Annotated in this window: 22 protein-coding genes; 7 read left to right on the forward strand and 15 right to left on the reverse strand. The window is 33.7% G+C overall.

The window, feature by feature from the left end:
* Nucleotides 1-20: 20 nt before the first annotated feature.
* Nucleotides 21-767 carry a DeoR/GlpR family DNA-binding transcription regulator gene (locus HALHA_RS11345; protein WP_015327907.1) on the forward strand — a complete coding sequence of 249 codons (747 nt, stop codon included), beginning with the start codon at nt 21-23 and terminating at the stop codon, nt 765-767.
* 104 nt (nt 768-871) lie between these two features.
* On the opposite strand, the gene HALHA_RS11350 is transcribed toward HALHA_RS11345, so the two are convergent.
* The 8 genes from HALHA_RS11350 to HALHA_RS11385 form a co-directional block, all read right to left on the reverse strand.
* A complete protein-coding gene (locus tag HALHA_RS11350) occupies nt 872-2323 on the reverse strand; it encodes a PTS mannitol transporter subunit IIBC (protein WP_015327908.1) in 1452 nt (483 codons plus the stop codon).
* A gap of 164 nt (nt 2324-2487) precedes the next feature.
* Nucleotides 2488-2925: a PTS sugar transporter subunit IIA gene (locus HALHA_RS11355; RefSeq protein WP_015327909.1), complete on the reverse strand. Its 438-nt coding sequence runs from the start codon at nt 2923-2925 to the stop codon at nt 2488-2490.
* A 173-nt stretch (nt 2926-3098) separates the two neighbouring features.
* Nucleotides 3099-4286 carry a mannitol-1-phosphate 5-dehydrogenase gene (locus HALHA_RS11360; protein ID WP_015327910.1) on the reverse strand — a complete coding sequence of 396 codons (1188 nt, stop codon included), beginning with the start codon at nt 4284-4286 and terminating at the stop codon, nt 3099-3101.
* Between the two features lie 52 nt (nt 4287-4338).
* Nucleotides 4339-5043, reverse strand: a complete 705-nt coding sequence (locus HALHA_RS11365; protein ID WP_015327911.1) for a ribulose-phosphate 3-epimerase — start codon at nt 5041-5043, stop codon at nt 4339-4341.
* Nucleotides 5044-5238: 195 nt separating this feature from the next.
* Entirely contained in the window at nt 5239-7197 is a 1959-nt protein-coding gene (gene tkt / locus HALHA_RS11370; protein ID WP_015327912.1) for a transketolase, read from the reverse strand.
* 16 nt (nt 7198-7213) lie between these two features.
* Nucleotides 7214-7861: a fructose-6-phosphate aldolase gene (fsa, locus tag HALHA_RS11375; protein WP_015327913.1), complete on the reverse strand. Its 648-nt coding sequence runs from the start codon at nt 7859-7861 to the stop codon at nt 7214-7216.
* Between the two features lie 145 nt (nt 7862-8006).
* Nucleotides 8007-8570, reverse strand: coding sequence for a 6-phospho-3-hexuloisomerase (gene hxlB, locus HALHA_RS11380; RefSeq protein WP_015327914.1), 564 nt, complete (start codon nt 8568-8570; stop codon nt 8007-8009).
* 3 nt (nt 8571-8573) lie between these two features.
* Nucleotides 8574-9278 carry a ribulose-phosphate 3-epimerase gene (locus HALHA_RS11385; RefSeq protein ID WP_015327915.1) on the reverse strand — a complete coding sequence of 235 codons (705 nt, stop codon included), beginning with the start codon at nt 9276-9278 and terminating at the stop codon, nt 8574-8576.
* Nucleotides 9279-9572: 294 nt separating this feature from the next.
* On the opposite strand from HALHA_RS11385, the gene HALHA_RS11390 reads away from it, so the two are divergent.
* The 5 genes from HALHA_RS11390 (at nt 9573) to HALHA_RS11410 (ending at nt 14233) form a co-directional block, all read left to right on the forward strand.
* Entirely contained in the window at nt 9573-10568 is a 996-nt protein-coding gene (locus HALHA_RS11390; protein WP_015327916.1) for an ABC transporter substrate-binding protein, read from the forward strand.
* Nucleotides 10569-10648: 80 nt separating this feature from the next.
* A complete protein-coding gene (locus HALHA_RS11395) occupies nt 10649-11665 on the forward strand; it encodes a FecCD family ABC transporter permease (RefSeq protein WP_015327917.1) in 1017 nt (338 codons plus the stop codon).
* The gene (locus tag HALHA_RS11400; RefSeq protein ID WP_015327918.1) at nt 11658-12701 is read left to right on the forward strand and encodes a FecCD family ABC transporter permease; all 1044 of its coding nucleotides are present in this window, start codon (nt 11658-11660) and stop codon (nt 12699-12701) included. Before HALHA_RS11395 ends, HALHA_RS11400 begins: the two co-directional genes overlap by 8 nt.
* An 11-nt stretch (nt 12702-12712) precedes the next feature.
* Nucleotides 12713-13507 carry an ABC transporter ATP-binding protein gene (locus tag HALHA_RS11405; RefSeq protein ID WP_015327919.1) on the forward strand — a complete coding sequence of 265 codons (795 nt, stop codon included), beginning with the start codon at nt 12713-12715 and terminating at the stop codon, nt 13505-13507.
* A 45-nt stretch (nt 13508-13552) separates the two neighbouring features.
* Nucleotides 13553-14233, forward strand: a complete 681-nt coding sequence (locus HALHA_RS11410; RefSeq protein WP_015327920.1) for an SDR family oxidoreductase — start codon at nt 13553-13555, stop codon at nt 14231-14233.
* Nucleotides 14234-14393: 160 nt separating this feature from the next.
* Here the strand turns inward: HALHA_RS11410 and HALHA_RS11415 are convergent, their stop codons facing one another.
* The 3 genes from HALHA_RS11415 to HALHA_RS13165 form a co-directional block, all read right to left on the reverse strand.
* Complete coding sequence (locus tag HALHA_RS11415) at nt 14394-16532, reverse strand: heavy metal translocating P-type ATPase (RefSeq protein WP_015327921.1); 2139 nt, start codon at nt 16530-16532, stop codon at nt 14394-14396.
* 159 nt (nt 16533-16691) lie between these two features.
* Nucleotides 16692-17054 (reverse strand): ArsR/SmtB family transcription factor, encoded by a 363-nt coding sequence (locus HALHA_RS11420; RefSeq protein WP_015327922.1) that lies wholly within the window; start codon nt 17052-17054, stop codon nt 16692-16694.
* A gap of 24 nt (nt 17055-17078) precedes the next feature.
* On the reverse strand, nt 17079-18026 hold the full coding sequence (locus tag HALHA_RS13165; RefSeq protein ID WP_015327923.1) for a M23 family metallopeptidase: 948 nt from the start codon (nt 18024-18026) through the stop codon (nt 17079-17081).
* Nucleotides 18027-18162: 136 nt separating this feature from the next.
* On the opposite strand from HALHA_RS13165, the gene HALHA_RS11430 reads away from it, so the two are divergent.
* Nucleotides 18163-19563, forward strand: a complete 1401-nt coding sequence (locus HALHA_RS11430; protein WP_015327924.1) for a Na+/H+ antiporter NhaC family protein — start codon at nt 18163-18165, stop codon at nt 19561-19563.
* On the opposite strand, the gene HALHA_RS11435 is transcribed toward HALHA_RS11430, so the two are convergent.
* From HALHA_RS11435 to HALHA_RS11450, 4 genes are all read right to left on the reverse strand, one after another.
* A complete protein-coding gene (locus HALHA_RS11435; protein WP_015327925.1) occupies nt 19558-19893 on the reverse strand; it encodes a 4Fe-4S binding protein in 336 nt (111 codons plus the stop codon). The genes HALHA_RS11430 and HALHA_RS11435 overlap by 6 nt on opposite strands.
* A complete protein-coding gene (locus HALHA_RS11440; protein ID WP_015327926.1) occupies nt 19883-21571 on the reverse strand; it encodes an adenylyl-sulfate reductase subunit alpha in 1689 nt (562 codons plus the stop codon). Before HALHA_RS11440 ends, HALHA_RS11435 begins: the two co-directional genes overlap by 11 nt.
* A 27-nt stretch (nt 21572-21598) precedes the next feature.
* On the reverse strand, nt 21599-22747 hold the full coding sequence (gene sat, locus HALHA_RS11445) for a sulfate adenylyltransferase (RefSeq protein ID WP_015327927.1): 1149 nt from the start codon (nt 22745-22747) through the stop codon (nt 21599-21601).
* Between the two features lie 87 nt (nt 22748-22834).
* On the reverse strand, nt 22835-24049 hold the full coding sequence (locus tag HALHA_RS11450; protein WP_015327928.1) for an O-acetylhomoserine aminocarboxypropyltransferase/cysteine synthase family protein: 1215 nt from the start codon (nt 24047-24049) through the stop codon (nt 22835-22837).
* Nucleotides 24050-24399 lie beyond the last annotated feature (350 nt).

Genomic DNA, 24399 nt, shown 5'->3' on the forward strand with positions numbered 1-24399 from the left:
TACAGAAAGAAGTGGTGATTATGTTAAAAGAAGAGCGCCAACAAGAAATCTTAAAAATTTTAAATTCTGAGGAAAAAGTAATTACAAGTGATTTAAGTGAGCGTCTATCTGTTTCTAAAGATACTATTCGTAGAGATTTAAAAGAACTTGATAACAAAGGTTTAATTAAAAGAGTACATAGTGGAGCTCTTAAAAAGGGGCCTCCAGTTACTGATTTCTTTGCTAGACAAAATATTTCCAATGATGAAAAAAAGAAATTAGCTCAAAAAGCACTCCGTTTTATAGAAAACGGTCAAGTTTTACTGATTGATGGAGGTACTACAAATTTGCATCTTGTAAATCAATTTCCTCTTACATTAAATACAACTGTAATAACTAACAGCCCTCCCATCAGTATGGCATTGTCTAACTATAAGCAAGTTGAGGTTATTATGTTAGGAGGAAATTTATATAAACAATCTATGGTAAACCTTGGAATAAACACCGTAGATAGTTTAAAAACAATGAGAGCTGATTTATATATTATGGGCATTTATAATATTAATGCCCAAGGAATAAGTGTACCAACTTTATCAGAATGCTTAATAAAAAGAAAAATGGCCGATGTTTCAACTGAAATACTTGGATTAGTTACTTCAGATAAATTAGGAACAGTTTCTAGTCAAATTGTTTGTCCCACTGAAAATCTAACCTATATGGTGACAGAAGATATTAATCCTGATATTAAAAACATATATCAGGATCAGGATATTATTGTTGTTGATTGATAAATTATGTAGCTTGGACAGACAAGTTTAATATAAATTTACTAAAAGCAAAAGCCGTAACTCTTTCTCCAAAGAGCTACGGCTTTTTTATGCTTTCTTACTTTTTATTTATTTTCTTTTAGTTCATTAAGCAGCTTTTCAAGATTCGGATCACCTATATAAGTTTCTATTGGAATAATCCTCTTATCTCCATGGCTCATTTTAGCTCTTTCTTGCAGGTTTTTATGGACTACAATGATATCTGCATCTTCAGGAACATCTTCTATACGATAGTGTTTTACTTCAATATCACTCATGTTTTGTTTTTTTAACTTTTTCCTAAAAGTCGTTGCTCCCATAGCACTACTACCTGCCCCTGCATCACAAGCAAATGCTATTTTGCTAATATTTTCAACAGAATCAGCAGTAGTATTGCTTTCTGAATCTAAAACCTGCTTACCTTCAGATTTCATAGACTTTGACTGTTCTACAGATTCTTCAAAATTATCTTCTTCATCTGCTCCTTGTTGAAATTTTAATATAGCAGATGTGACCACAAAGGAAGCTGCAGCACCTACAAGTACTCCAGAAATAATTCCTAAAAAGTTACCTGGAGGTGTTAAAGCAAGATATGCAAATATTGAACCTGGACTAGGACCTGCTACAAGTCCAGCATTGAAAAATTGAAAAGTTGCAATTCCTGACATTCCTCCAGCAATCATCCCTAAAATTGTAAGGGGATTCATTAAAACATATGGGAAATACAGTTCATGAATACCACCGAAAAAGTGAATGATTATAGCACCTGGAGCACTACGCTTAGCATTTCCTTTTCCAAATACAGTGTAAGCCAGCAATAGTCCAAGACCAGGACCAGGGCTAGAAGCTACTGTAAAGTAAATAGATTTACCTAGTTTTGCAGCTTGCTGCATACCTAACGGATAATAAATCCCCTGATCAATTACATTATTTAAGAATAATACTTTAGCTGGTTCATTGATAAGAGATAATAAAGGTAGCATCCCCGTATCTACCAATACTTGAATAGCAGCTTTTAACATATTATTTGCAGCTGAAATAACCGGGCCAATTATAAGGTAGGACAGAATCATTAGTCCAAATCCTAAAATACCAATAGAAAAGTTATTAACTAACATTTCAAATCCTGCAGGAATGTGACCTTCTATAAAGTCATCAAACTTTTTAATGATCAAACCACCTAAAGGACCAACAATCATTGCACCTAAAAACATTGGGATATCTGCACCAACAATTAATCCTATAGCCCCGGCAGCTCCCATTACTCCTCCTCTTTTACCTCCTACCATTTTACCTCCGGTATGAGCTAAAAGCAAAGGTAGTAAATACTTTATTGCTGGGCCAACCAATTTGGCTAGATGCTCATTAGGAAGCCATCCTGTTTTAATAAATAACGCTGTTACAATCCCCCAGGCAATAAAGGCACCTATATTTGGTAACACCATATTAGTTAAAAAACCACCAAAAGCCTGAAGTTTAGCACGAAATGAATTAGTTCCAGATGACGGAGTTTGCATTCCAGTTGGCATATTTGACATAATATTACCTCCTTGTTAAAATACACTATTGTTTGGTATTTTTGATCAAGAACATAATATAATTATAGCCTTATAATATCTTATACTAAAATGTTACTTTACCTTTTAACTTATTATAAACTGAAGTTTGATAAAGCATCTTTATCAATTTTATACAGACAATATTACTCCACTGTCTTGATAAGTTTAATTAATTCTTCTTCGCTTGCTACATTTTCAAATTTGTTCCTAACTTCCTCGTCACCTAATACAGAAGATAAGTCTGCCATTAGTTCTAAATGTTCTGAATTATCTTTCGCAGCCAAAACAATAGAAATATTTACCTCCTTTCCTTCAGGATAAAGTACAGGCTCTTTCAACTTTAAAAAAGACATACCTGTTTTTTTTACACCTTCATTATCTTTAGAATGAGGCATAGCAACTCTAGGAACTATCACCATATAGGACCCATTCTCGTGAACATTATCAATCATAGCCTGAACATATTCTTCAGTAATAAAATCTTTTTTTAATAATGGCTCTGCAGCTACCTTAATAGATTCTTCCCAAGAAGAAACTTCATCTAGGAAACTTATATTCCCTTTTAAATATTGGCTTAGCATTTTATCCCTCCTCTCCCCCCCTATGACCTATTTGATTTCAAGTTTTGATTACTTATTAAGCTAAGTTACTGTTTTAAATAGAATCAACTATAGTCAGTATATTTTATTTTTATAAAAAAGTAAATCTTTTTTACTTAATAATAAATTTATTATTAAATATTTACCAAAATACTTTAACCAGCATTAATTTGTTTTATTAGTTCTTTGCATCCTTTATCTTTTAATTCATAATAACCTTCTACAATTTTATCCTTAAGTTTTGGATCTTCAATTTCAGTAAACTGATAAATAGCTTCGTTTATACCTTGTTCTTGAATATATTTCTCTAGACGAACAGCTTCTTCATCGTCAGAATTGCTAAATAAAAATGCAGCAGAAACTGCAGTACTTAAGTATTCCACTGAAACTCCTAAATCAAAAAGTTCTCTCAGCGGTTTAATTAACCGTTCATCATAGCCTAGTTTCCGCATAGGATCTTTACCTACTCGTAAAACATTATCACTAATATTTTCATTTTTAAAACGTTTTAGGGTTTTTTCAATAAAAGAGTCTATTTCTTTAGATTCAAAACCTAATTTTTTAACAACATAATGTTTAACTTCATCTAGTACTCCTCTTATAAAATCTTCCATTTCCGGTTTTGCTAATGTACTTTGAATGGTATCTTCTCCTGCTGCAAATCCAATATAAGCTGTTGCTGCATGCCCCATATTTACCATATATATCTTTCTTTTAATATAGGGATCCAAATTTTCAACATAAATAACATCTTCTATTAAGGGCAAATCTAAGTTCATCATTTCAGATTTATTAATGACCCACTCATATACAGGTTCAACTAAAGCAATCTCTCCTTGGTCAGTTTCTTTTGATAAAGCAAGACGGTCAATAGCGGAATTTGGAAATCCAACAAATTCACATATTTCTGACATTTTTTCAGAAGGCACATGCTTTTCAATCTCCTTTTTCAAAGTTGAAGAGGCATTAATGGCATTTTCATTAGCAATAACATCTATCTTGGTTTTATTTTCCTTTAATCTCTTTGAAAGCCCTTTAGAAAGTATTTCTGCAATTTTAGATAAATTACCGACCCCTACTGAAGTTGTAATTATATCAACTTCTATAATACCCTGAATAACTTTTTCTTCTTCTTTAATACTATTTAATGCAGTAACAGGAAATATAGTTTCTCTAGTCTGATCATCATCTAGTAATTCAATTGTATAACTATTAGTTTTATTAATAGATTCAATTATTTTTTCATTAACATCTACAAAACAAACGTTATAGCCTGTTTTATTTAGTAAATATCCAATAAATCCTCTTCCAATATTCCCTGCACCAAAATGAAGTGCTTGCATTCTGCTGCCTCCTTTTTTGACCCTCATAATATTCTGAATACTATAAGGTAAGCTATTCCTTCCTTAATTTTAATCCTTGTTCTATACTTTCTTCCATAATCACTTTATTCTCTGACATACTTCTTTCAGGTCTAAACAAACTAGTACTTCCTGCAACTAACTGGTCTGCTCCAGACTTCACTAACTTTGGAATAGCCTCTAGCGAAACACGTCCGTCTACCTCAATACTTGTATCCAATCCTCTATCTTTAATTAATTTATATAAATCTGTCACCTTTTTTTCAGCATAATCTACTTGCGTCTCACTTTTATCTGCTGCAAAACCAGGATTCATTAACATTAGCATCACTGTATCACATAACGGTAGTACATAGTCTAAATCATTTAATGAAGTGGCTGGGTTTAAAGCTAATCCTGCTTCAACTCCATTCTTTTTTATTAAATTTAAAAGCCGATCAATATGAGTTGTACTTTCATAATGAAAAGTTATCTGTTGTACCCCAATGTCTAACATTTCTTTGATGAAAAATTCATTATTATTAGACATAATATGAACATCAAAATCCATATCTGTGATTTCTCTTAATTGCTTAATTGTACCTATACCTAGTGGCATACTTGGACTAAAAGATCCATCGATTACATCAATATGCAGTGTACTGATGCCTTCTTTTTCAATCTGTCTTATGCTTTTTTCTAAGTTACATAGATCTGCACACATAATTGATGGATTGATTGAAATTTCTTGTTTGTTCATTTATTTGCCTCCTTTTGTTTTTATATGCATATTATAACGCATTTATGGAGGAAAGTAAAGCACAAACACTCATAATATTTAGTTTTTTTGCATTTTTATTCTTTTTAACCTGATCTTTACAAGTTCAATATTTTTTTATTTTATAGGGGTTAGATTAATTTTATAAACGAAAATCTAACCCCTAATTCATAATCATTATAATCTATTAATTATTTGTTCAGTAATTTCTTCAGCAACAAAACCAAAATACTTGCCTACTTTTTCTCCTGATCCACTTGCTCCAAAGTCCTCAACACTAACTAAATGATGTTTATCCCCTAGAAGCTGATACCATCCTTGTCCTACCCCTGCTTCTAAAGCTACTCGGAAAGTATCTTCTCCTAAAACTTCTTTAATATAATCTTGACCTTGAGCTATAAACTTATTCCTATCTGGAATAGAAACTACCCTAGTTTCTACATCTAATTTTTCTGCTACTTCCACTGCTAATGAAACTTCACTTCCGCTAGCCATTAGCACAACTTGTGGGTCATTTCCTTCTTGAACTACATATCCACCCTTATCCATATTTATCTTTTTATCTTTTTTAAGATGAGGTAGATTCTGACGAGTTAATATTAAAGCTGTTGGCCCATCTTGACGCTTCATAGCCTCAAGCCAAGCTGCTTTAGTTTCCTCTTCGTCAGCTGGTCTAATAACTTCTAAGTTAGGAATTAATCTTAATGATTCCACATGCTCTACTGGCTGGTGTGTTGGCCCATCTTCTCCAATATAAATTGAATCATGGGTAAAGACATATATACTTGGTTGTTTCATTAGGGCGGCCATTCTAATTGCTGGTCTCATATAATCAGAAAAGACAAGGAAAGTGGCTGTAAATGGTCTTACTCCTCCGTGTAAAGAAATCCCATTAGCAATTGCTCCCATAGCATGTTCTCTAACACCAAATCGGAAATTACGCCCTGAAAAACTTTCTTTTTGGATTTCTTCATACTTATCAAGATAGGTCTTATTTGATGGAGCTAAGTCTGCTGATCCTCCTACTAAATATGGTACTTGATCAGCAATTTTTCTTAATATTGACCCAGAAGCTTTTCTAGTAGCTAGTGGTGTATCTAACTCTATATCTGCTACTACTCTTTCTAAGTCGTTAGGAAGCTCTAAGTTATGAGCCTGATCCCACTGAGTTTTTAATTCTGGATTAGCTTTGGCCCATTTAGTAAATCTATCTTCCCAGTCTTGTCTTATCTTTTGTAATTTTTCTTGTCTAGTTGCAAAGAATTCCCTTACCTCGTTAGAAACATAAAATTCTTTATCAGTTGGTAAACCAAAATTTTCTTTTAATCCTGTTAACTCTTCTTTTCCTAATGGAGCACCATGAGCTGAATTACTATCCTGCTTAGTAGGAGCCCCATACGCAATATGGGTATTAGCTATAATTAATGTCGGTTTATCAGTAACTTCTTTAGCTTCTGCAATTGCTTCTTTTATACTTGCAATATCATGCCCATCAACCTCATCAATTACATGCCAATCATAAGCTTTAAATCTATCTGGTACTGATTCAGTAAATGTAATATCTACATTCCCACCAATTGAAATATCATTGCTATCATAAATTGCTATTAATTTATCTAATCCTAGATGACCTGCTAGGGAAGCTGCTTCAGATGTTACTCCCTCCATCATGCAACCATCACCTAGTAATGTATAAGTATAATGATCTATAATTTCATATTCTTTTGTATTATATCTTTCTGCTAACATCTTTTCACTAATGGCCATTCCTACTGCATTAGCAAATCCTTGACCTAATGGACCAGTAGTAGTTTCTACTCCAGAAGTATGTCCATACTCTGGATGTCCTGGTGTCTTAGAATGTAATTGTCTGAATCTTTTTAAATCTTCTAATGACACATCATAACCAGAAAGATGTAAAAATGAATATAACCACACTGATCCATGACCTGCTGATAAAATAAATCTATCTCGGTTAGGCCAATTAGGCTGAGTAGGATCATAATTCATAATTTCTCCATATAATGCTGCTCCTATATCTGCACAACCAATTGCCATCCCTGGGTGCCCTGAACCAGCCTGTTCTACTGTATCAGCTGATAATCCTCTAACTATGTCAGCTACCTTATTTAACAAATTGCTCCCCCCTTACTTATCCTTGAGTCTTCTTCCAATCTTCTAAGAATCTTTCAATTCCAATATCAGTTAATGGATGTTTAGACATCTTATTAATAACTCCAAATGGAATTGTTGCAATATCTGCCCCAACTAAAGCTGCCTCTTTTACATGACGTGGACTTCTGATACTAGCTGTAATAATTTCTGTTTCCATTTCATAGTTAGCAAAAATTTCATTGATATCTTTTACTAATTTCATTCCATCATGAGCTCGGTCATCTAAACGACCTACAAATGGACTTACAAAAGTTGCTCCAGCTTTAGCTGCTAATAATGCTTGATTAGCTGAGAATACTAAAGTTACATTAGTTTTAATCCCTTCGTCACTTAAAGTCTTGACTGCCTTTAATCCTGCAACTGTCATAGGAATCTTAACTGCTATATTAGGAGCTAATTCTGCTAATTCTCTAGCTTCTTCTAACATTCCTTCTGTCTCAAGACTAATTACCTCAGCACTTACTGGACCATCAACTATTTTACAAATCTCTTTGATTCGAGTATGAAAGTCAACATCTCCCTCTTTAGCTACTAAGCTGGGGTTAGTTGTTACTCCATCAATTACACCTAACTTACTTGCTTCTTTAATCTTTTCTAAATTTGCAGTATCAATAAAAAACTTCATTGAAATTCCTCCCTATAATTTATTAAGTTATATGAAACTTGAGACCCTCTTCAAAATCTTCAGAAAGAAGAGGGCTCAAAACTACAATAAAACACAATGTTCAAGATGTTGCTTAACAGATATTTACAAATCAACTCTTATATCTTTATTCTAAATTCGCATGATATTCCCAAAGGTCTTCCATTTCAATATCCATTTCTCTAGCCATCATTAATGCTATTGTATCACCTAATAATAGTAATGCCTGTTCAAATAAACTTGTCATTGGTTGTACTGATTCTACCCCTTTAACCGGTAATTCTGGAATATCACTAGCAGGAATTCTGACAAAGAAATCAGAAAATTCATCCATGGAGCAATCTGGATTTCTTCCAATATGAAAAACTGTTGCATTATATTTTTTTGCCTTTTCTGCAATAGCTACCGGAAACGTGGTTTCACCACTTCCCGAGCCAACAATCAATAAATCATCTTCTGTAATAGCTGGTTCTGTAATCTCCCCAACTATATGACAATCAACACCTAAGTGGGCTAAACGCTTTGCAACTGATTGTAGTGATAGTAGTACTCTTCCCACTGCTACAAAGAAAACTTTATCTGCTTTTTCGATTTCTTCTATTAGTTTATTTACCTCTTCAGCATCAACTTTGCCTAAAGTTTCTTCCAATTCACTAATAACATCTTTTTGAGCCACATTATAGTCTGACATATGTTATTCCTCCCTTAATTTTAATCCTTGTTCTATACTTTCTTCCATAATCACTTTATTCTCTGACATACTTCTTTCAGGTCTAAACAAACTAGTACTTCCTGCAACTAACTGGTCTGCTCCAGACTTCACTAACTTTGGAATAGCCTCTAGCGAAACACGTCCGTCTACCTCAATACTTGTATCCAATCCTCTATCTTTAATTAATTTATATAAATCTGTCACCTTTTTTTCAGCATAATCTACTTGCGTCTCACTTTTATCTGCTGCAAAGCCAGGATTCATTAACATTAGCATCACTGTATCACATAACGGTAGTACATAGTCTAAATCATTTAATGAAGTGGCTGGGTTTAAAGCTAATCCTGCTTCAACTCCATTCTTTTTTATTAAATTTAAAAGTCGGTCAATATGAGTTGTACTTTCATAATGAAAAGTTATCTGTTGTACCCCAATGTCTAACATTTCTTTGATGAAAAATTCATTATTATTAGACATAATATGAACATCAAAATCCATATCTGTGATTTCTCTTAATTGCTTAATTGTACCTATACCTAGTGGCATACTTGGACTAAAAGATCCATCGATTACGTCAATATGCAATGTACTGATTCCTTCTTTTTCAATCTGTCTTATGCTTTTTTCTAAGTTACATAGATCTGCACACATAATTGATGGGTTAATTGAAATTTCTTGTTTATTCATTTATTTGCCTCCTTTTTCGCTTTCAAGTATATTATAAGCCATTTAAGAAGAAAAGTAAAGTATAAACACGCATAATTTTTAGTTATCTTTGCGTTTTTATACTTATTTATATTGATTCGCTCTTCTTTAAAATAAGTGTACTCTTCTATTTGAAAATTTTAGTTATTTAACAATCTATAATTAATAATCAAAAATGATATTGAGAATTAATATTGACATGATAAAGATACTATGTTAATCTTATAAATGTAAATGAAATTCGTTATCAACATTGACTTTAAGGGGGAAACGATAATGTTTAATAGTACATTGAAAAGAAAAAATTGGATTTTTGTTCTTACATTAAGCTTAGTACTATCTATTTCTGTAACTGCAGGAGCTTGGTGGATCTTCGGTAATGATGAAGAAGAGAATAAACAAGAGAATGCACAAGCTCAAAAAGAAGTACGAGTTATTGAGCATGCTATAGGGAAGACTAAAATCACAGGTACACCTAAAAGGATTGTTACTTTATACCAAGGTGCTAATGATGCCGCAGTAGCTTTAGGAGTAACACCAGTAGGAGTTGTTGACTCTTGGGTTCAAAAACCGATGTATAAGTATCTAAGAGATGAATTAAAAGGTGTACAGCATGTTGGTTTAGAAACACAACCAAACTTAGAGGAGATTGCAAAGCTTAATCCAGATTTAATTATTGCTTCAAAAGTGCGCCATGAAAAGATCTATTCTAAATTGTCCCAAATTGCTCCCACAGTAGCACATGAAACAGTATTTAAGTTTAAAGAGACAGTTAAGTTAGTGGGCCAAGCAATGAATAAAGAAGAAAAAGCTAATAAAATTATTTCTAATTGGGAACAACGAGTAACTGATTTTAAAGAAAAAGTTAAAAATAAATTAGGTGACAAATGGCCATTAGAGGTATCTGTACTTAATTTTAGAGCAGACCATGCTCGAATTTATTTCAGTGGTTATGCAGGACGGATTTTAGATGAACTAGGATTTAAACGTCCTAAATCTCATCAACAAGATAAATGGGGAATTAAACTTACAAGTAAAGAAAGTATCCCTGCAATGAATGCTGATGTTTTCTTTGTCTTTATGTCAGATAATGAAGCAGTTCAGAATACTTATCAAGAATGGACTAATCATCCATTATGGAAGAATCTTGATGCTGTAAAGAAGGATCAAGTATATCGAGTAGATCAGGTTGCTTGGAATATGGCTGGTGGTATAATCTCTGCTCATAACATGCTTGATCAAATTTATAATCACTTTAACTTAAAAAAATAATTAATATTAACATAAGGATGGGGGATAAATAATCTCCTATCCTTTTATAATTTTAGAAATAAAGAAGGAAGAGGGGAAAAATGACATATTTGTTTTCAAATAAATCATTAAAAATTTCAGGGTTAGTTATCAGTCTGTGCATCTTTGCAATCTCCTTTGTATCAAGTATCTCTTTCGGTCAGACACCGATTACATTTGAGACTGTGGCAGATGCTTTTTTAAATTATAATCAAGCTTCAACAGAACATATTATTATCAGAACTACACGAGTTTCACGGGCAGTAATTGCTACAGTTATTGGGGCCAGTCTTGCGCTATCAGGAGCATTGATGCAAGCCTTAACAAGAAATCCTTTAGCCTCACCAAGTATTTTTGGAATTAATGCTGGAGCACTCTTTTTTATTGTATTCTCAGCAACTTATTTTTCAGTATCTTCACTAGTACACTATATGTGGATTGCCTTCTTAGGAGCTGCAGTCGCGGGAATTTTAGTCTATTTTCTTGGTTCTCTAGGACGAGATGGATTATCTCCGGTTAGAATTGTATTAGCAGGAGCGGCGATAACAGCCTTGTTTGTTTCCTTTACTCAAGGATTGTTAGTAATTAATCGACAAGCCTTATCAAGTATTTTATTTTGGCTATCTGGTTCTGTAGCAGGAAGAACAATGGATATGTTAAAACCACTTTTACCTTTTATGGTCGGAGCTAGCATTTTAGCATTATTTTTAGGAAATCATGTTAATATTCTAATGTCAGGTGATGATATTGCCAAAGGACTAGGACAACGAACGATTCTAATCAAGATTTTAATTGGCATTGTAGTCATTTTTTTAGCAGGAGGATCTGTTGCAGTAGCTGGATCCATTGGTTTTATAGGTTTGATTGTTCCTCATATTGCTCGTACCCTTGTTGGGAATGATTACCGCTGGGTATTACCCTATAGTATGTCTCTTGGAGCTAGCCTATTATTGGTAGCTGATGTAGCAGCAAGATTTATTATCATGCCTCAAGAAGTTCCAATTGGGGTTATGACTGCCTTTATCGGTACTCCATTTTTTATTTATGTAGCACGTAGGGGGTTTAATAATCATGGATAAATATACTACTTTTCGTAATAAATCAGGTTCTATATCCTTTCAGATAAATAAAAAGACTATAACAGTATTATCCTTACTTAGTTGTCTTATGTTAGTAATGCTTATTATAGGGTTGTCTATAGGAAGTACTATGATTAATCCTCTAGTTGTGCTTAAGCATTTATTAGGGGCCAAGATAGATAAATATGCCTTTATTATCAATATTCTTAGACTGCCAAGAATCCTTCTTGCTTTACTTGTAGGTGCTGCACTTGGAGTATCAGGACTAATTCTGCAAGGTACAATTAGAAATCCACTGGCTTCTCCAAATATAATTGGTATCACAGGTGGTGCTTCGGCAGCAGCAGTTTTATTTATTTCATATTTTTCGAAAACTTTAAGCATTAAATGGCTTCCTCTAGCAGCTATCATAGGGGCTGGAATTGTTTCGTTTATCATATATACTTTAGCTTGGAAAGAAGGCGTTACTCCCATTAGACTTGTTCTAATTGGCATCGGAATGGCAGCAGCAATGAATGCTTTAACAACATTAATGATTGTTCTTAGTCCTATTGCTACTACCATAAAATCCTATACTTGGTTAACTGGAAGTGTCTATGGAGCTAATTGGACAGATGTTTATGCCATGTTACCTTGGGTTATAGTTTTTATTCCTCTTGCTCTGCTTTTTTCTAGAATTCTTAATGTCCAAGAACTAGGGGATCAAGTAGCCTACAGTTTAGGAGTTAGGGTTCAATTTTATCGTTTTAGTCTGCTGTTTATTAGTGTAGCTTTAGCAGGTTCTGCTGTCGCTTTTGCAGGAGGAATTGGCTTTGTAGGCTTAATTGCACCTCATATTGCCAGAAAGCTTGTTGGTCGCTCCTTTGCTGCTTTAGTACCTACCTCAGCAATGATAGGTGGCTTAACTGTGTTTTTAGCAGACCTTATAGCTAGAACACTCTTTTTACCACTTGATCTTCCAGCAGGAGTATTTGTCTCTGGGATTGGAGCTCCATTTTTTATTTATTTACTTTATATAAACCGAAATAGAGTATAGGAGGGAAAACTATGGATAATTTAGAAACAAAATCATTGGTATTATCATATGGCGAGGAGCCTATTATTGATGATTTAAATATTAAGATTCCCAAAGGGAAAATTACTGTTTTTATAGGAAGTAATGGGTGTGGAAAATCCACATTACTACGCTCTTTAGCTAGACTGTTAAAGCCTAAGAAAGGAGCTGTTTTACTAGATGGCGAAAAGATAAATAATCTATCTACAAAAGAAGTTGCAAAACGTCTAGCCATTCTTCCTCAAAGTCCTTTGACCCCAGAAGGTTTAACAGTCTTCGAACTGGTTAAGCAAGGGCGCTATCCTTACCAAAATTGGTTACAACAGTGGTCTCAAGAAGATGAAAAGATGGTTAATAAAGCACTTGAAGCTACAAAGATGACTTCTCTTGCTGATAGATCTGTAGATTCGCTCTCAGGGGGACAAAGGCAAAGAGGTTGGATAGCAATGACCCTTGCCCAAGCAACTGATACCATTTTGTTAGATGAACCAACTACTTATTTAGATTTGGCCCACCAAGTAGAGATTCTAGATTTATTGCATGATTTAAATAAAGAGGAAGATCGTACTATTATTATGGTACTACATGATCTAAATCTAGCTTGTCGTTATGCAGATCATATTATTGCAATCAAAGATAAAAATGTTTATACACAAGGTAAACCAAAAGAAGTTGTAAATGCACAGATGGTGCGTGAAGTATTTGGCATGGAATCTGAAATTGTCTCCGATCCCATATTTAAAACCCCACTTTGCATCCCCATTGGTAAAGGAAAAAAAGTTCTGTAAGAATAAATTTATTTTTGATAAGCTATTGTAAAGGAGGCCGTACATATGGAAAATAAAAAAGTAGTAATTACTGGAGCAGGTAGTGGTTTAGGTCGGTCCTTGGCCCAACAAATCTCAAGTCACGGGGCCAAGGTCTATCTATTAGGTAGAACTAAAGCCAAATTAGATAAAGTTTCCAAAAATCTAACTAATCCTAGTGAAGTTCATACCTTAGATGTTAGAAACTCAAAACAAGTAAATCAGGTATTCTCTGACATTGGCCCGGTTGATATCTTAATTAATAATGCTGGAGTAGGTATTTTTGGCCCGGCTGAAGAGTTATCTGCACCAGAAGTAGAGAAAATGATAGATACTAATCTAAAAGGAACTATCTTCTGTAGTCAAGCAGTCCTACCTAAAATGAAAGAAGAAAACAAAGGATTAATTATTAATATTATTTCAACCGCCGGTAAAACTGGCAAGACTACTGAGTCTGTCTATTGTGCTAGTAAGTTTGGAGTCCGTGGTTTTACTGAAAGTCTAGCTTTAGAATTAAAGGGCACTCCTTTACGTGCTGTAGGAGTATATATGGGAGGTATGAGCACTAGCTTTTGGGAAGGTATTTTTGGTGAGGAAAAAATGAAAAAATTAATGGATCCTGATGATATTGCTGAAATAATCTTAACTAATATTAAGGAACGCCCAAATATTAATGTTGAAGAAATAGTAATTCAAAATAAAAAATAATTTTACTTTCGTCATAGTTTCGTAAAGAATATACATTATAATAGTAGTATAAACAAGGATTTTCTGCCGTGATCCACATATAAGTTTATAAGTATAGGAAGAATTTAAATTCTTCCTATTAATAAAGTCCGCTGGTATACCAGCGGACTTTATTTCTTGATTAAAATTTGGCTCTAGTAATTCTCATTGCATTTAAGACAGCAATTAATGCTACACCTACATCTGCAAAGACTGCCTCCCACATAGTTGCCATTCCAAAGGCACCCATTGCCAATACAACTCCTTTAACAATAAAGGCCAAAGCAATATTCTGCCATACTATATTCCGAGTAAACTTAGCCACATTAATTGCATCAACTAAGTTAGATGGTTTATCTTTCATTAAGACAACATCTGCTGCTTCAATTGCTGCATCTGAACCTAAACCACCCATTGCAACACCAATATCAGATCTAGCCAATACTGGAGCATCATTAATTCCATCTCCCACAAAGACTAACTTATCATTCTCATCCCGATCTCTAATCAACTCTTCTACTTGTGTTACCTTATCATCTGGTAATAACTCAGCATAATACTTATCTAAATCTAACTCACTAGCTACACTCTTAGCTACTCGCTCATTATCACCTGTTAACATTACTAATTGCTCGACCCCAAGTTCCCTTAAACCTGAGATTGCTGCGGCTGCATCATCTTTAATTTTATCTGAAATAAGGATATAACCTACATATTCTCCATCATAAGCTACATGAATAACTGTTCCAGATTCTTTTGTCGTAGGATACTTAATTTCTTCTTTTTCCATTAACTTATGGTTACCAGCTAAAATTTCTTTGCTATCGACAACTACCTGCAAACCATGACCAGCAATTTCTTGATAACTATCTATTTCTTCTGTATTAATTTTTTCTCCATCGTAAGCCCTTAGGATAGATTCGGCAATAGGATGATTGGAATTAGTTTCTGCCTGTGCAGCTAACTTTAATAACTCATCTTTAGACCATTTATCTTCTGGTACTAACTTAGCTACTTCAAAAGTCCCTTCTGTTAAAGTACCTGTCTTATCCATCACAACTGTCTTGACACTATTTAAAGCTTCTAGATAATTACCACCTTTAACTAAGACCCCTTGTTTTGAGGCAGAACCAATCCCACCAAAGAAACCTAAAGGAATAGAAACTACCAAAGCACAAGGACAAGAAACAACTAAAAAGATCAAAGCTCGATAAATCCAATCACTAAAAGTAGCTCCTGAAATAACTAAAGGTGGAATTGTAGCTAAAGCCAATGCTCCAAAAACTACAACTGGAGTATAATAACGAGCAAACTTAGTGATAAAATTCTCTGTTGGTGCTTTTTCACTAGCTGCATTCTCTACTAAATCTAAAATTTTATTTACAGTTGATTCAGCAAAATCCGAGGTAACCTTAATAGTTAATAAGCCATCTTGATTAATAGAACCACTTAATACTTCTTCTCCTGGTTCAACCTTGCGCGGAACTGACTCTCCTGTTAAAGCAGATGTATCAAGCATTGATTCTCCTTCAATAACCTCACCATCTAAAGGAACTTTTTCCCCAGGTTTAACTACAATTATATCCCCAATTTCAACTTGCTCAGGGCCAACTTCTTCAACTTGACCATCCCTCTTTAAATTAGCATAATCTGGTCTAATATCCATTAAAGATTTAATAGAACGTCGGGAACGGTTAACAGCAATATCTTGGAATAACTCCCCAATCTCATAAAATAACATTACTGCTACACCCTCAGGAAATTCTTGAATTGCAAAAGCACCAATAGTAGCAATAGTCATTAAAAAGTTTTCATCAAAGATTTGTCCTCGAGATATATTCTTAGCTGATTTACTCAATACTTTACCACCAATTGTTAGATAGGCAATCCCATATAGAGCCCACTCTCCCCAAAGATTGAGATCTAAAAATAAAGCCGCTATAAAAAAAATAGAACCTGCTCCCAATCTCATAAATTCAGACTTTAAATTATCATTATCACTGTGACTATGACTATGACCTTCATGAGACTGATCATTGACTTCTTCTCTTATCTCTACACCAGGTTCAATATCCTTAACTAACTTTTTAGCTTCTTCTACCACAGAAGCTAACTTATTAGAATTATCTACTTTAATCTTTAACTTCTGTGAAGCAAAATTTAAATTAGCCTCACTAACTTCAGGTAGTTGATTAACCTGTCGTTCAATCTTACCTGCACAATCTGCACAACTTAACCCCTCTAAAATAAATTCTTCTTTAATTATTTTTTTACCATTCATTATACTACCTCCTGTTAAAGTATAAAATTAAGTTTTATTCATGTTAATATGAACAAGTAATCATGTATTTAGTAAAAAAATATGATTGTTCACTCATGTTATTAGTATTATATGTCTAACTAACTTTAATGTCAATAATAATTAAAAATCAATAGTAAGTTATCTATCTTCTCTGACATGTTCTAATCCTTGGCAAAATAATTGTAAAATATGCTCATCATCTAGAGAATAATGAACAACTCGTCCTTCTTTACGATATTTAACTAAATTCATATCTCTTAATTTTCTTAATTGATGTGAAATAGCAGATTGGCTCATGTCCAATAATTCACAAATATCACAAACACATAATTCTTTATTAGCCAATACATTAATAATTCTAATTCTAGTTGGATCACTTAACACTTTAAAAGTGGCAGCTAAATTTTTAACTACATTTTTTGATAATTCTTCGCTCTCTACTTCCTCAATATTTTTTAAATTAGGACAATAATCTTGACAAATCAATTTATCATCAGTCACTTTATCACTCCTTAAACTACAAGCTTATCTACGTTGCATATAATCCGGCATATAATCAAATGGATCAACAGATTTTCCATTATATATGATTTCATAGTGGGTATGAGGTCCCGTACTACGTCCAGTACTACCAGATAAAGCAACTGCTTCCCCACGCTCTACTCTTTCTCCTTCACTCACTAACAAGCGCTTAGCATGAGTATATAATGTCTTATATCCATAACCATGGTCAATAATAACAGCATTACCATACCCACCATACCATCCTGCGTGTTCAACTACACCTTCACCAGTAGCTATTAATCTAGTACCATACCAAATAGCAATATCTATTCCCTCATGCATTGCTCTTCTTTCAAGTATTGGATGATAGCGTATTCCAAATTCAGAAGTAATCCTACCCCTGCCACCTTGAATTGGCCAACCTTGTGGCTTAGATTCTAAATAATCTAAATAGGTTAAAGTATCTTCCTTTAATTCAGATAAATTCTCTTTCCTTTGAGAGAGTGATTTATCTAACCGTTGCAATTTTGTAGTTAATTCTTCGGCCAAACCTTTATCAACTAGTTTTTGATTAGAGGTATATGCTGCTACTACGCTTTTATTATCTATTGTATCATCTAGACTAACTCCTACCATGCTTCCTACATCTTGATTCAATTCCTTAACCTGTTTAAACTCTCGCTTAATACTTTTTTGCTTTGTTTTTAACTTAGCTAACTTCTGTTTTAAATATTTATTGCGTTCCTTTAATTTAGGTACCTTCTGTTTAATTGCAACTAACTTTTTTACTTTATTTAAAGAAGCATCATACTTATATTTATAATAGAGGGCTCCATTTGCTACAGTTAATAGTACAATCAATGTAAATATTAGGATATACTCTAGTATATCTTTAGAAATTTGATAACGTAAAGTCCTCTCTTCCGAATGAGGTATCATCTTAAAGGTGATTTTTTCTTTAGTTGACATTCTATCGCCCTCCATTCTCTTATTCTAATTACATTTTATGATTAGTATAGTAATCTGTCAAGAATAATTTGGTTTGTTGAATATTTATTACAAACTGAGTTAAAATATAATTAGATAATAATAAAGGGGTGACATCATGGAAGGAATAGTTTCTTTAGTACCATCATTAACAGCTATTATAATAGCAATCATTACAAAACAAGTCTTACCTGCTTTAATCATTGGCTTAATAGCTGGTTCCTATTTAGTCAAACCAACTATTTTAGGGGGCATTTTACAAACTACAGATTATTTAATCAAATCTGCAACTGTTGAAGAAAATATTGAAATAGTTTTCTTCTTATACATATTTAGTGGATTAATTGGGATGATTAAGGTAACTGGTGGGGTTAAGGGAGTAGAAAATTTAATTTCTAAGCGAATAAAGAGTAAAAAAGGAGTCTTATTGACTACTTGGGGCTTATCACTATTTACCTTTATTGATTGTGGTTTTCATATTATGGCTTTAGGAGCGATTATGAAACCAATTGCTAAAAAAATTAACTTGGCTAAAGAAAGATTAGCCTATGTTATTGATACTGCTACCGTACCATTAATTGTGCTTGCTCCATTAGGAACTACCTATGTAGGATATATGGTTACTCTAGTTAGAACTAGTTTAGCAGAAAATAATATAAATCAAGATCCTTACTCGCTTTTTATTAAGAGTATACCCTATAATTTCTATGCTATTGTAGCAATTCTAATTAGTCTGGGGGTAGTTATAACTGGTAAATATTTTAGTATAAAAAAAGATACTACAAAAGTTAAGGATAAAGAGACTAAACAACATCACCATAGTAAATTTAAAGAAGATGTAGAACCGAAAATTTGGAATATAGTCTTTCCTATCCTTACTTTATTTATCTTAACCCTTTACTTTTTGTGGTGGTCAGGAAGTCAAGAGACTAATTCATTCCTCACTGCTTTATTAAAAGCCAAAACAGCTCGAATGATGCTTGTTGCTTTATTAGCAACCTTAGTTATCACAGCATTATTTTATATTTTCCAAAAATTTAAAATTGGAGAGTTAATCAATGGTTTTCTTGAAGGTGGTAACGAGATTATAGTGGCTATGGTGCTACTTTTTCTTGTCTGGGGATTAGCTGAAGTATCTAATGATCTGGGCTTTAGCCAATTTATTACTAATACTTTAGGTACATTTCTCCCCGGTTACTTAGTTCCTAGCATATTATTTTTACTAGGATCTATAGTCTCCTACTTTATTGGTACATCTTGGGGGGCCTGGGGGCTTTTAATGCCTATGGGCATCTCACTTGCTATTGCAACTAATAGTAACTTAGCGCTAAGTGTTGGAGCTGTTTTTGCTGGGGGAACCTTTGGTGATCATATTTCACCATTATCTGAAACGACAGTAATTACAGCTACAATTATGAAGATGCCAGTTGTTAAGCATGCTAATAACCAATTGCTTTATGGTATTACTGGAGTAGTTATCTCCAGTATTCTCTATCTCATAGCTGGTATTTTACTATAAGTTTTTATTTAATAATAACTTATTCTTAACTTTAAACTTCTTGGTAGAACCATCTATCTTTTTTAAAGTCCAGATTATTTCATCTCTCTTAGTTTTAGCCTTTAAGGTAGAGCCCCTGCCCCCAATCTCTGCTGGTAAATACATTTCAATAGCTTGGTTAGGACACTCTTTAACACAAGCAGCACAATCCCAACATTCTCGTTTATCCCTTATCGTAGCTTTATTATCCTCAGTTTTATATAATAAGTTCCCGGGACAAATTCTCATACAACGTGATTCTTTACAACTTCCACAGCCATTGCATAATTTTTTATTAACTTTAACTGCCATCTAATTCACCTACCTCTACATGTTCTCGCTCAATAATCTGGATTTGATCAGCACTTTGGTCATAAACAGAATTAACAAACTTAAACCAGTTATCATCATCCCGCTGTGGATAATCAATTCGTTGTTGATAAGCTTTCCACCTAGTTTCTTTTCGATATAATAGATGCTCTACAAGAACACGAGCTACATCTACTCGATCAATTACTTCATGTAACTTCATTAATTGATGCATGCTTGTAGCATAACCTTTAGTTAAATCATCCTTTAATTGCTTTAATAAATCTCTAGCCTGTAATAACTTTTTCTCGTGAAGTTGATAATCAACACTTAATCCTCCAGCATATTCATCCATTATTTTTTGTAATCTTTCCTCAAGTTCTGCTGGAGTAAAACCTGTTTCTCTATTTAAAGGAGCAAATGTTCTGTTAAACTCTTGGTCTATCATCTGTTGAGGTACTTCTTTAGTCTCTAGACTTTTAATGTAATCTAATGCATGAGAAGCCGCTATTTCTCCTTCTACCATACAACCAGTAGCATATTTTTTGGGGGCTCCTCCGACAACATCTCCAGCAGCATAAAGACCTTCAATAGTAGTTTTTCGGTTAACATCTACCCAATAGCCTGATTGAGAATGGCCACCTACAACATAAGGTTCAGTACCATTAATCTCTATTGGTTCTTGATTTGGCTCTACTTCATTATCAGCCCACTGCAATACAATCCCTGGAGACATATTTAAATAAGTCCTTTTTAATCTTGTAGCGCCCTTTTTATCAAGATGATTCACATTTAAATAACAAGGCCCTCGACCCGCTTGATTTTCTTTGATAGTAGCATGTAATCTAAGTGGCGTAGAATTCTTCTCATAATTTTTTTGGTATTCCTCGCCCTGGACATTAATCTGATTAGCATTAAATCCTTGGGCCAATGTTCCCGTAGGAGAAATAACATCCTTAACCCGTAAGGCTATAAATCTCATCTCAAAAGTTGTCATCTCAGCTCCTGCTCTAATCCCCATAGCATAACCTGCTCCTGTATTAAAAGGAGAATACCACATTTTATGACGAGCTTGACCTGGATTATTAGGCTTATAAATACCAGCTGCACCACCAGTAGCACAAATAACAGCTTTAGCCTTAATTATATAAAATTTATTCTCTCGCACAGAAAAACCAACAGCTCCTCTAACCCTATTATTTACTACTAAATAATTAGTAATATTAACTCTATTTAAAATATCAACTCCACTATCTAGAGTAGCCTGAGCTAAAATCGGCTTAATCTGCTCACCTTTGATTTTAACACTTCTAGTACCTTTAGCTACATAATTGCCTTGTTCGTCCTTTAGAAAAGGTAACCCCCACTCTTCTAAGTTATAAGCTACTTCATTAACCCCTTTAGCTATAGAATAAACTAAATCATCTCTTACTAAATCCTCTGAATCTTGCTTAACATATTCTAAAAAATCTTTAGCTGTAACCCCCGGATTTAAATAAGCATTTAAAGCATTAATCCCAGCTGCTAAACAGCCACTTCTTTCTATCTGTGCCTTTTCAGCAATCAAAACATCAACATCTTCATTCTCTTCTTTGAGCTTAATTCCAGCATAACATCCCGCTGCCCCTCCACCAATCACCAATACATCAGTTTCTAATTGGACAGTTTCTATCTGTTTCATAATTATCACCTTATATTCTTTATTATATTACTGGGCCATACCCTTAACTAAAACTTCAGCTACTTCAGGTCTAGTTAACTCTTTAGGAGGCTTTTTACCAGCTCGTAACATACCTCTTACTTTGGTTCCACTTAGGGAAATATGAAAGTCACTATCATGAGGACAAGTCTTTTTAGTAGCCATTGAATTACACTCTTTACAATAAAATGAATAGTCAAAACATAAAGGAGCAATTCCTAATTTATCAGAATCAAATTGGTCAAATAATTCCTGAGCTTCATAAGTACCATAATAATCTCCTACTCCAGCATGATCCCGGCCTACTATAAAGTGAGTACAACCAAGATTCTTACGACATAAAGCATGAAAGATTGCTTCCCTTGGCCCGGCATATCTCATTGGGGCTGGAAAAACTGTCAAAGCCATCCTATCCTGAGGATAGATCTTATCCATTACTACTTCGTAACTTTCAATTCTATACTCTACAGGAACATCACTACTTTTAGTCTCTCCTACTAAAGGAGTTAATAATAAACCATCACATATTTCTAAAGCACACTTTTGAATATACTCATGTGCTCTATGAATTGGATTTCGTGTCTGAAAACCTACCACTCTCTCCCAACCTTTTTCTTTAATCATCTCTCTTACACCACTAGGCTCTAACCTATAATGTCTAAACCGGTGGTGATCAATTTTTTTAAGTAATGAAATCTTCCCACCTAGTAATATATTATCACGTTGATAAAGCTTTTTTACTCCAGGATGTTCCTTTTCTGTAGTCTGATAGACTAATTTAGCTTCTTGCTTCTTATCATACTTATACTTATCTTCTAAATGCAAGATAGCATATACTTCTTGACCTGCAGTCAAGGCTATATCTTGACCAATGGTTAAACTTTTCGCTTGTGCCTCACTAACACCTAATACGACTGGAATAGTCCATGGTAACCCATTAGCTAGTTGCATATCTTCTATAACATGTTGATAGTCTTTCTGGTTCATAAATCCTGTTAAAGGACTATATAACCCAGTGGCTATATTCTCTACTTCAGTTAATTCTCGATTACTTAAGTTAATTTGGGGCATATTCTCTGCTGCAGCTAACAGTTGAGCTTGCTTATCTTCTGGTACAATTCTATTAACCAACTGACCACCATGTGGCTCAATCAACATCTCAATCCCTCCTAATTCAATTGAACTTTTTACCCACTCTCTTTATACTATTAATCACTAACTTAATGCGTTACCACCTTTTTAACTTTAATCCTGTAAAGCTTGAGAGAAATCCTTCTTTAAATCTGCAATATCTTCTAGCCCCACACTAATTCTAATCAAATCATCATAAACCCCCAGCTTTTCTTGCTCTTCTTTAGTATTGTTAGTATAAATTGTAGAAGCTGGATGAATCACAAGTGATTTAACATCACCTATATTAGCTAGATTATAAAAGTATTCCAATTTATTAATTATTTTAAACGCCTCTTCTTGACTACCTACTCTTATTGTTAACATTCCACCATAGCCACCATTAAATAGATCTTGAGCTCTAGAATAATAACTATTATCCTCTAATCCAGGGTAATTAACTTCTTTTACTTGCGGATGATCATCTAAAAACTTAGCTAGCTTATAAGCATTATCACAGTGTTGTTCCATTCTTAAAGCTAAAGTAGGTAATCCTAATTCATTCAAGAAAGAATTAACTGGTGATGCACACGGGCCAAGGTTTCTAAATGTCTCTCCTCTGGCCTTAGCACTAAAAGCTAACTTACCATACCTTTTATAATTTGAGAAGTTATCAAATCTAGTCCAAGCAAAATTTCCACCATCAATAATTATCCCACCAATAGAATTAGCAGTACCATTAATATATTTAGATGTAGAATGAATTACAAGGTTGGCCCCTAATTCAAAAGGTTTAATTAAAGCTGGGGTAGTCATTGTACTATCAACTATTAGAGCTACCTCTTGTTTCTTACAAAGCTCTGCAATCCCTCGAATATCTGGGATATCCAATTTCGGATTCCCCAAGGTCTCTAAAAAAACAAATTTAGTCTTAGCAGTAATTAGCTCCTCTATATCTTCTTTCTCTACTCCCTTAGCAAAACGAGGAGTTATCCCATAATCTTGATAACTTTTAAAAAGATTATAAGTCCCTCCAAATAATGAACTAGTAGCAATAAATTCATCACCAGCTTCTAAAATAGCTAAAGTAGCAGTTGAAATAGCTGCCATCCCAGAAGAAGATAAAATAGCAGCCTTTCCACCTTCTAAATCAGCTAATTTTTGCTCTACATTATTAATCGAAGGGTTATTAATCCGACTATAAACATACCCAGGAGCTTGGTTATTAAATACCTTCTTTAAATCTTCAGCCGTCTGATGCTCAAAAGCATTAGTTAAATAAACTGGAGTATTAGTTGCCCCGTAATCATCTTTAATTTTATTATTAACTAACTTGGTATTAAATCTCATACTCTACTCCTCTCTTTTTAGCTTTATTGATATATAGTGGCACTTCTCAATTAGGCATTGTGTGGCTTTTTCCTTAAATAGTTTTTGTTCATTTCATTCCAGGTAAAATGAGATAAACCAAATCATAGATTTGCTTATTCATATCTATTTTACCTTTCATTCAAAGCATATGAACAAAAACTATAAGACAGTCCAAAAGCCCCACAATACCTTTAATAATTGCTGGAGAGGGTTCGCAACGACTCATAAATTTTTCATTAATGAGTCTTAGTGAACTGGAATAAAAATAAGGTTTGGGTTAGCTAATCACCTGTTTTTGATTAGCTTAACCTTATTTTTATGGAAGTAAG

Origin of the sequence: Halobacteroides halobius DSM 5150 (assembly GCF_000328625.1) — a bacterium.
Classification (GTDB): Bacteria; Bacillota; Halanaerobiia; order Halobacteroidales; family Halobacteroidaceae; genus Halobacteroides; species Halobacteroides halobius.

Bases quoted from the DNA above. Each gene is read 5' to 3' on its own strand.
- HALHA_RS11345 (WP_015327907.1), top strand. From the start codon at position 21: ATGTTAAAAGAAGAGCGCCAACAAGAAATCTTAAAAATTTTAAATTCT.
- HALHA_RS11350 (WP_015327908.1), bottom strand. From the start codon at position 2,323: ATGTCAAATATGCCAACTGGAATGCAAACTCCGTCATCTGGAACTAAT.
- HALHA_RS11355 (WP_015327909.1), bottom strand. From the start codon at position 2,925: ATGCTAAGCCAATATTTAAAAGGGAATATAAGTTTCCTAGATGAAGTT.
- HALHA_RS11360 (WP_015327910.1), bottom strand. From the start codon at position 4,286: ATGCAAGCACTTCATTTTGGTGCAGGGAATATTGGAAGAGGATTTATT.
- HALHA_RS11365 (WP_015327911.1), bottom strand. From the start codon at position 5,043: ATGAACAAACAAGAAATTTCAATCAATCCATCAATTATGTGTGCAGAT.
- fsa (WP_015327913.1), bottom strand. From the start codon at position 7,861: ATGAAGTTTTTTATTGATACTGCAAATTTAGAAAAGATTAAAGAAGCA.
- hxlB (WP_015327914.1), bottom strand. From the start codon at position 8,570: ATGTCAGACTATAATGTGGCTCAAAAAGATGTTATTAGTGAATTGGAA.
- HALHA_RS11385 (WP_015327915.1), bottom strand. From the start codon at position 9,278: ATGAATAAACAAGAAATTTCAATTAACCCATCAATTATGTGTGCAGAT.
- HALHA_RS11390 (WP_015327916.1), top strand. From the start codon at position 9,573: ATGTTTAATAGTACATTGAAAAGAAAAAATTGGATTTTTGTTCTTACA.
- HALHA_RS11395 (WP_015327917.1), top strand. From the start codon at position 10,649: ATGACATATTTGTTTTCAAATAAATCATTAAAAATTTCAGGGTTAGTT.
- HALHA_RS11400 (WP_015327918.1), top strand. From the start codon at position 11,658: ATGGATAAATATACTACTTTTCGTAATAAATCAGGTTCTATATCCTTT.
- HALHA_RS11405 (WP_015327919.1), top strand. From the start codon at position 12,713: ATGGATAATTTAGAAACAAAATCATTGGTATTATCATATGGCGAGGAG.
- HALHA_RS11410 (WP_015327920.1), top strand. From the start codon at position 13,553: ATGGAAAATAAAAAAGTAGTAATTACTGGAGCAGGTAGTGGTTTAGGT.
- HALHA_RS11415 (WP_015327921.1), bottom strand. From the start codon at position 16,532: ATGAATGGTAAAAAAATAATTAAAGAAGAATTTATTTTAGAGGGGTTA.
- HALHA_RS13165 (WP_015327923.1), bottom strand. From the start codon at position 18,026: ATGTCAACTAAAGAAAAAATCACCTTTAAGATGATACCTCATTCGGAA.
- HALHA_RS11430 (WP_015327924.1), top strand. From the start codon at position 18,163: ATGGAAGGAATAGTTTCTTTAGTACCATCATTAACAGCTATTATAATA.
- HALHA_RS11435 (WP_015327925.1), bottom strand. From the start codon at position 19,893: ATGGCAGTTAAAGTTAATAAAAAATTATGCAATGGCTGTGGAAGTTGT.
- HALHA_RS11440 (WP_015327926.1), bottom strand. From the start codon at position 21,571: ATGAAACAGATAGAAACTGTCCAATTAGAAACTGATGTATTGGTGATT.
- sat (WP_015327927.1), bottom strand. From the start codon at position 22,747: ATGTTGATTGAGCCACATGGTGGTCAGTTGGTTAATAGAATTGTACCA.
- HALHA_RS11450 (WP_015327928.1), bottom strand. From the start codon at position 24,049: ATGAGATTTAATACCAAGTTAGTTAATAATAAAATTAAAGATGATTAC.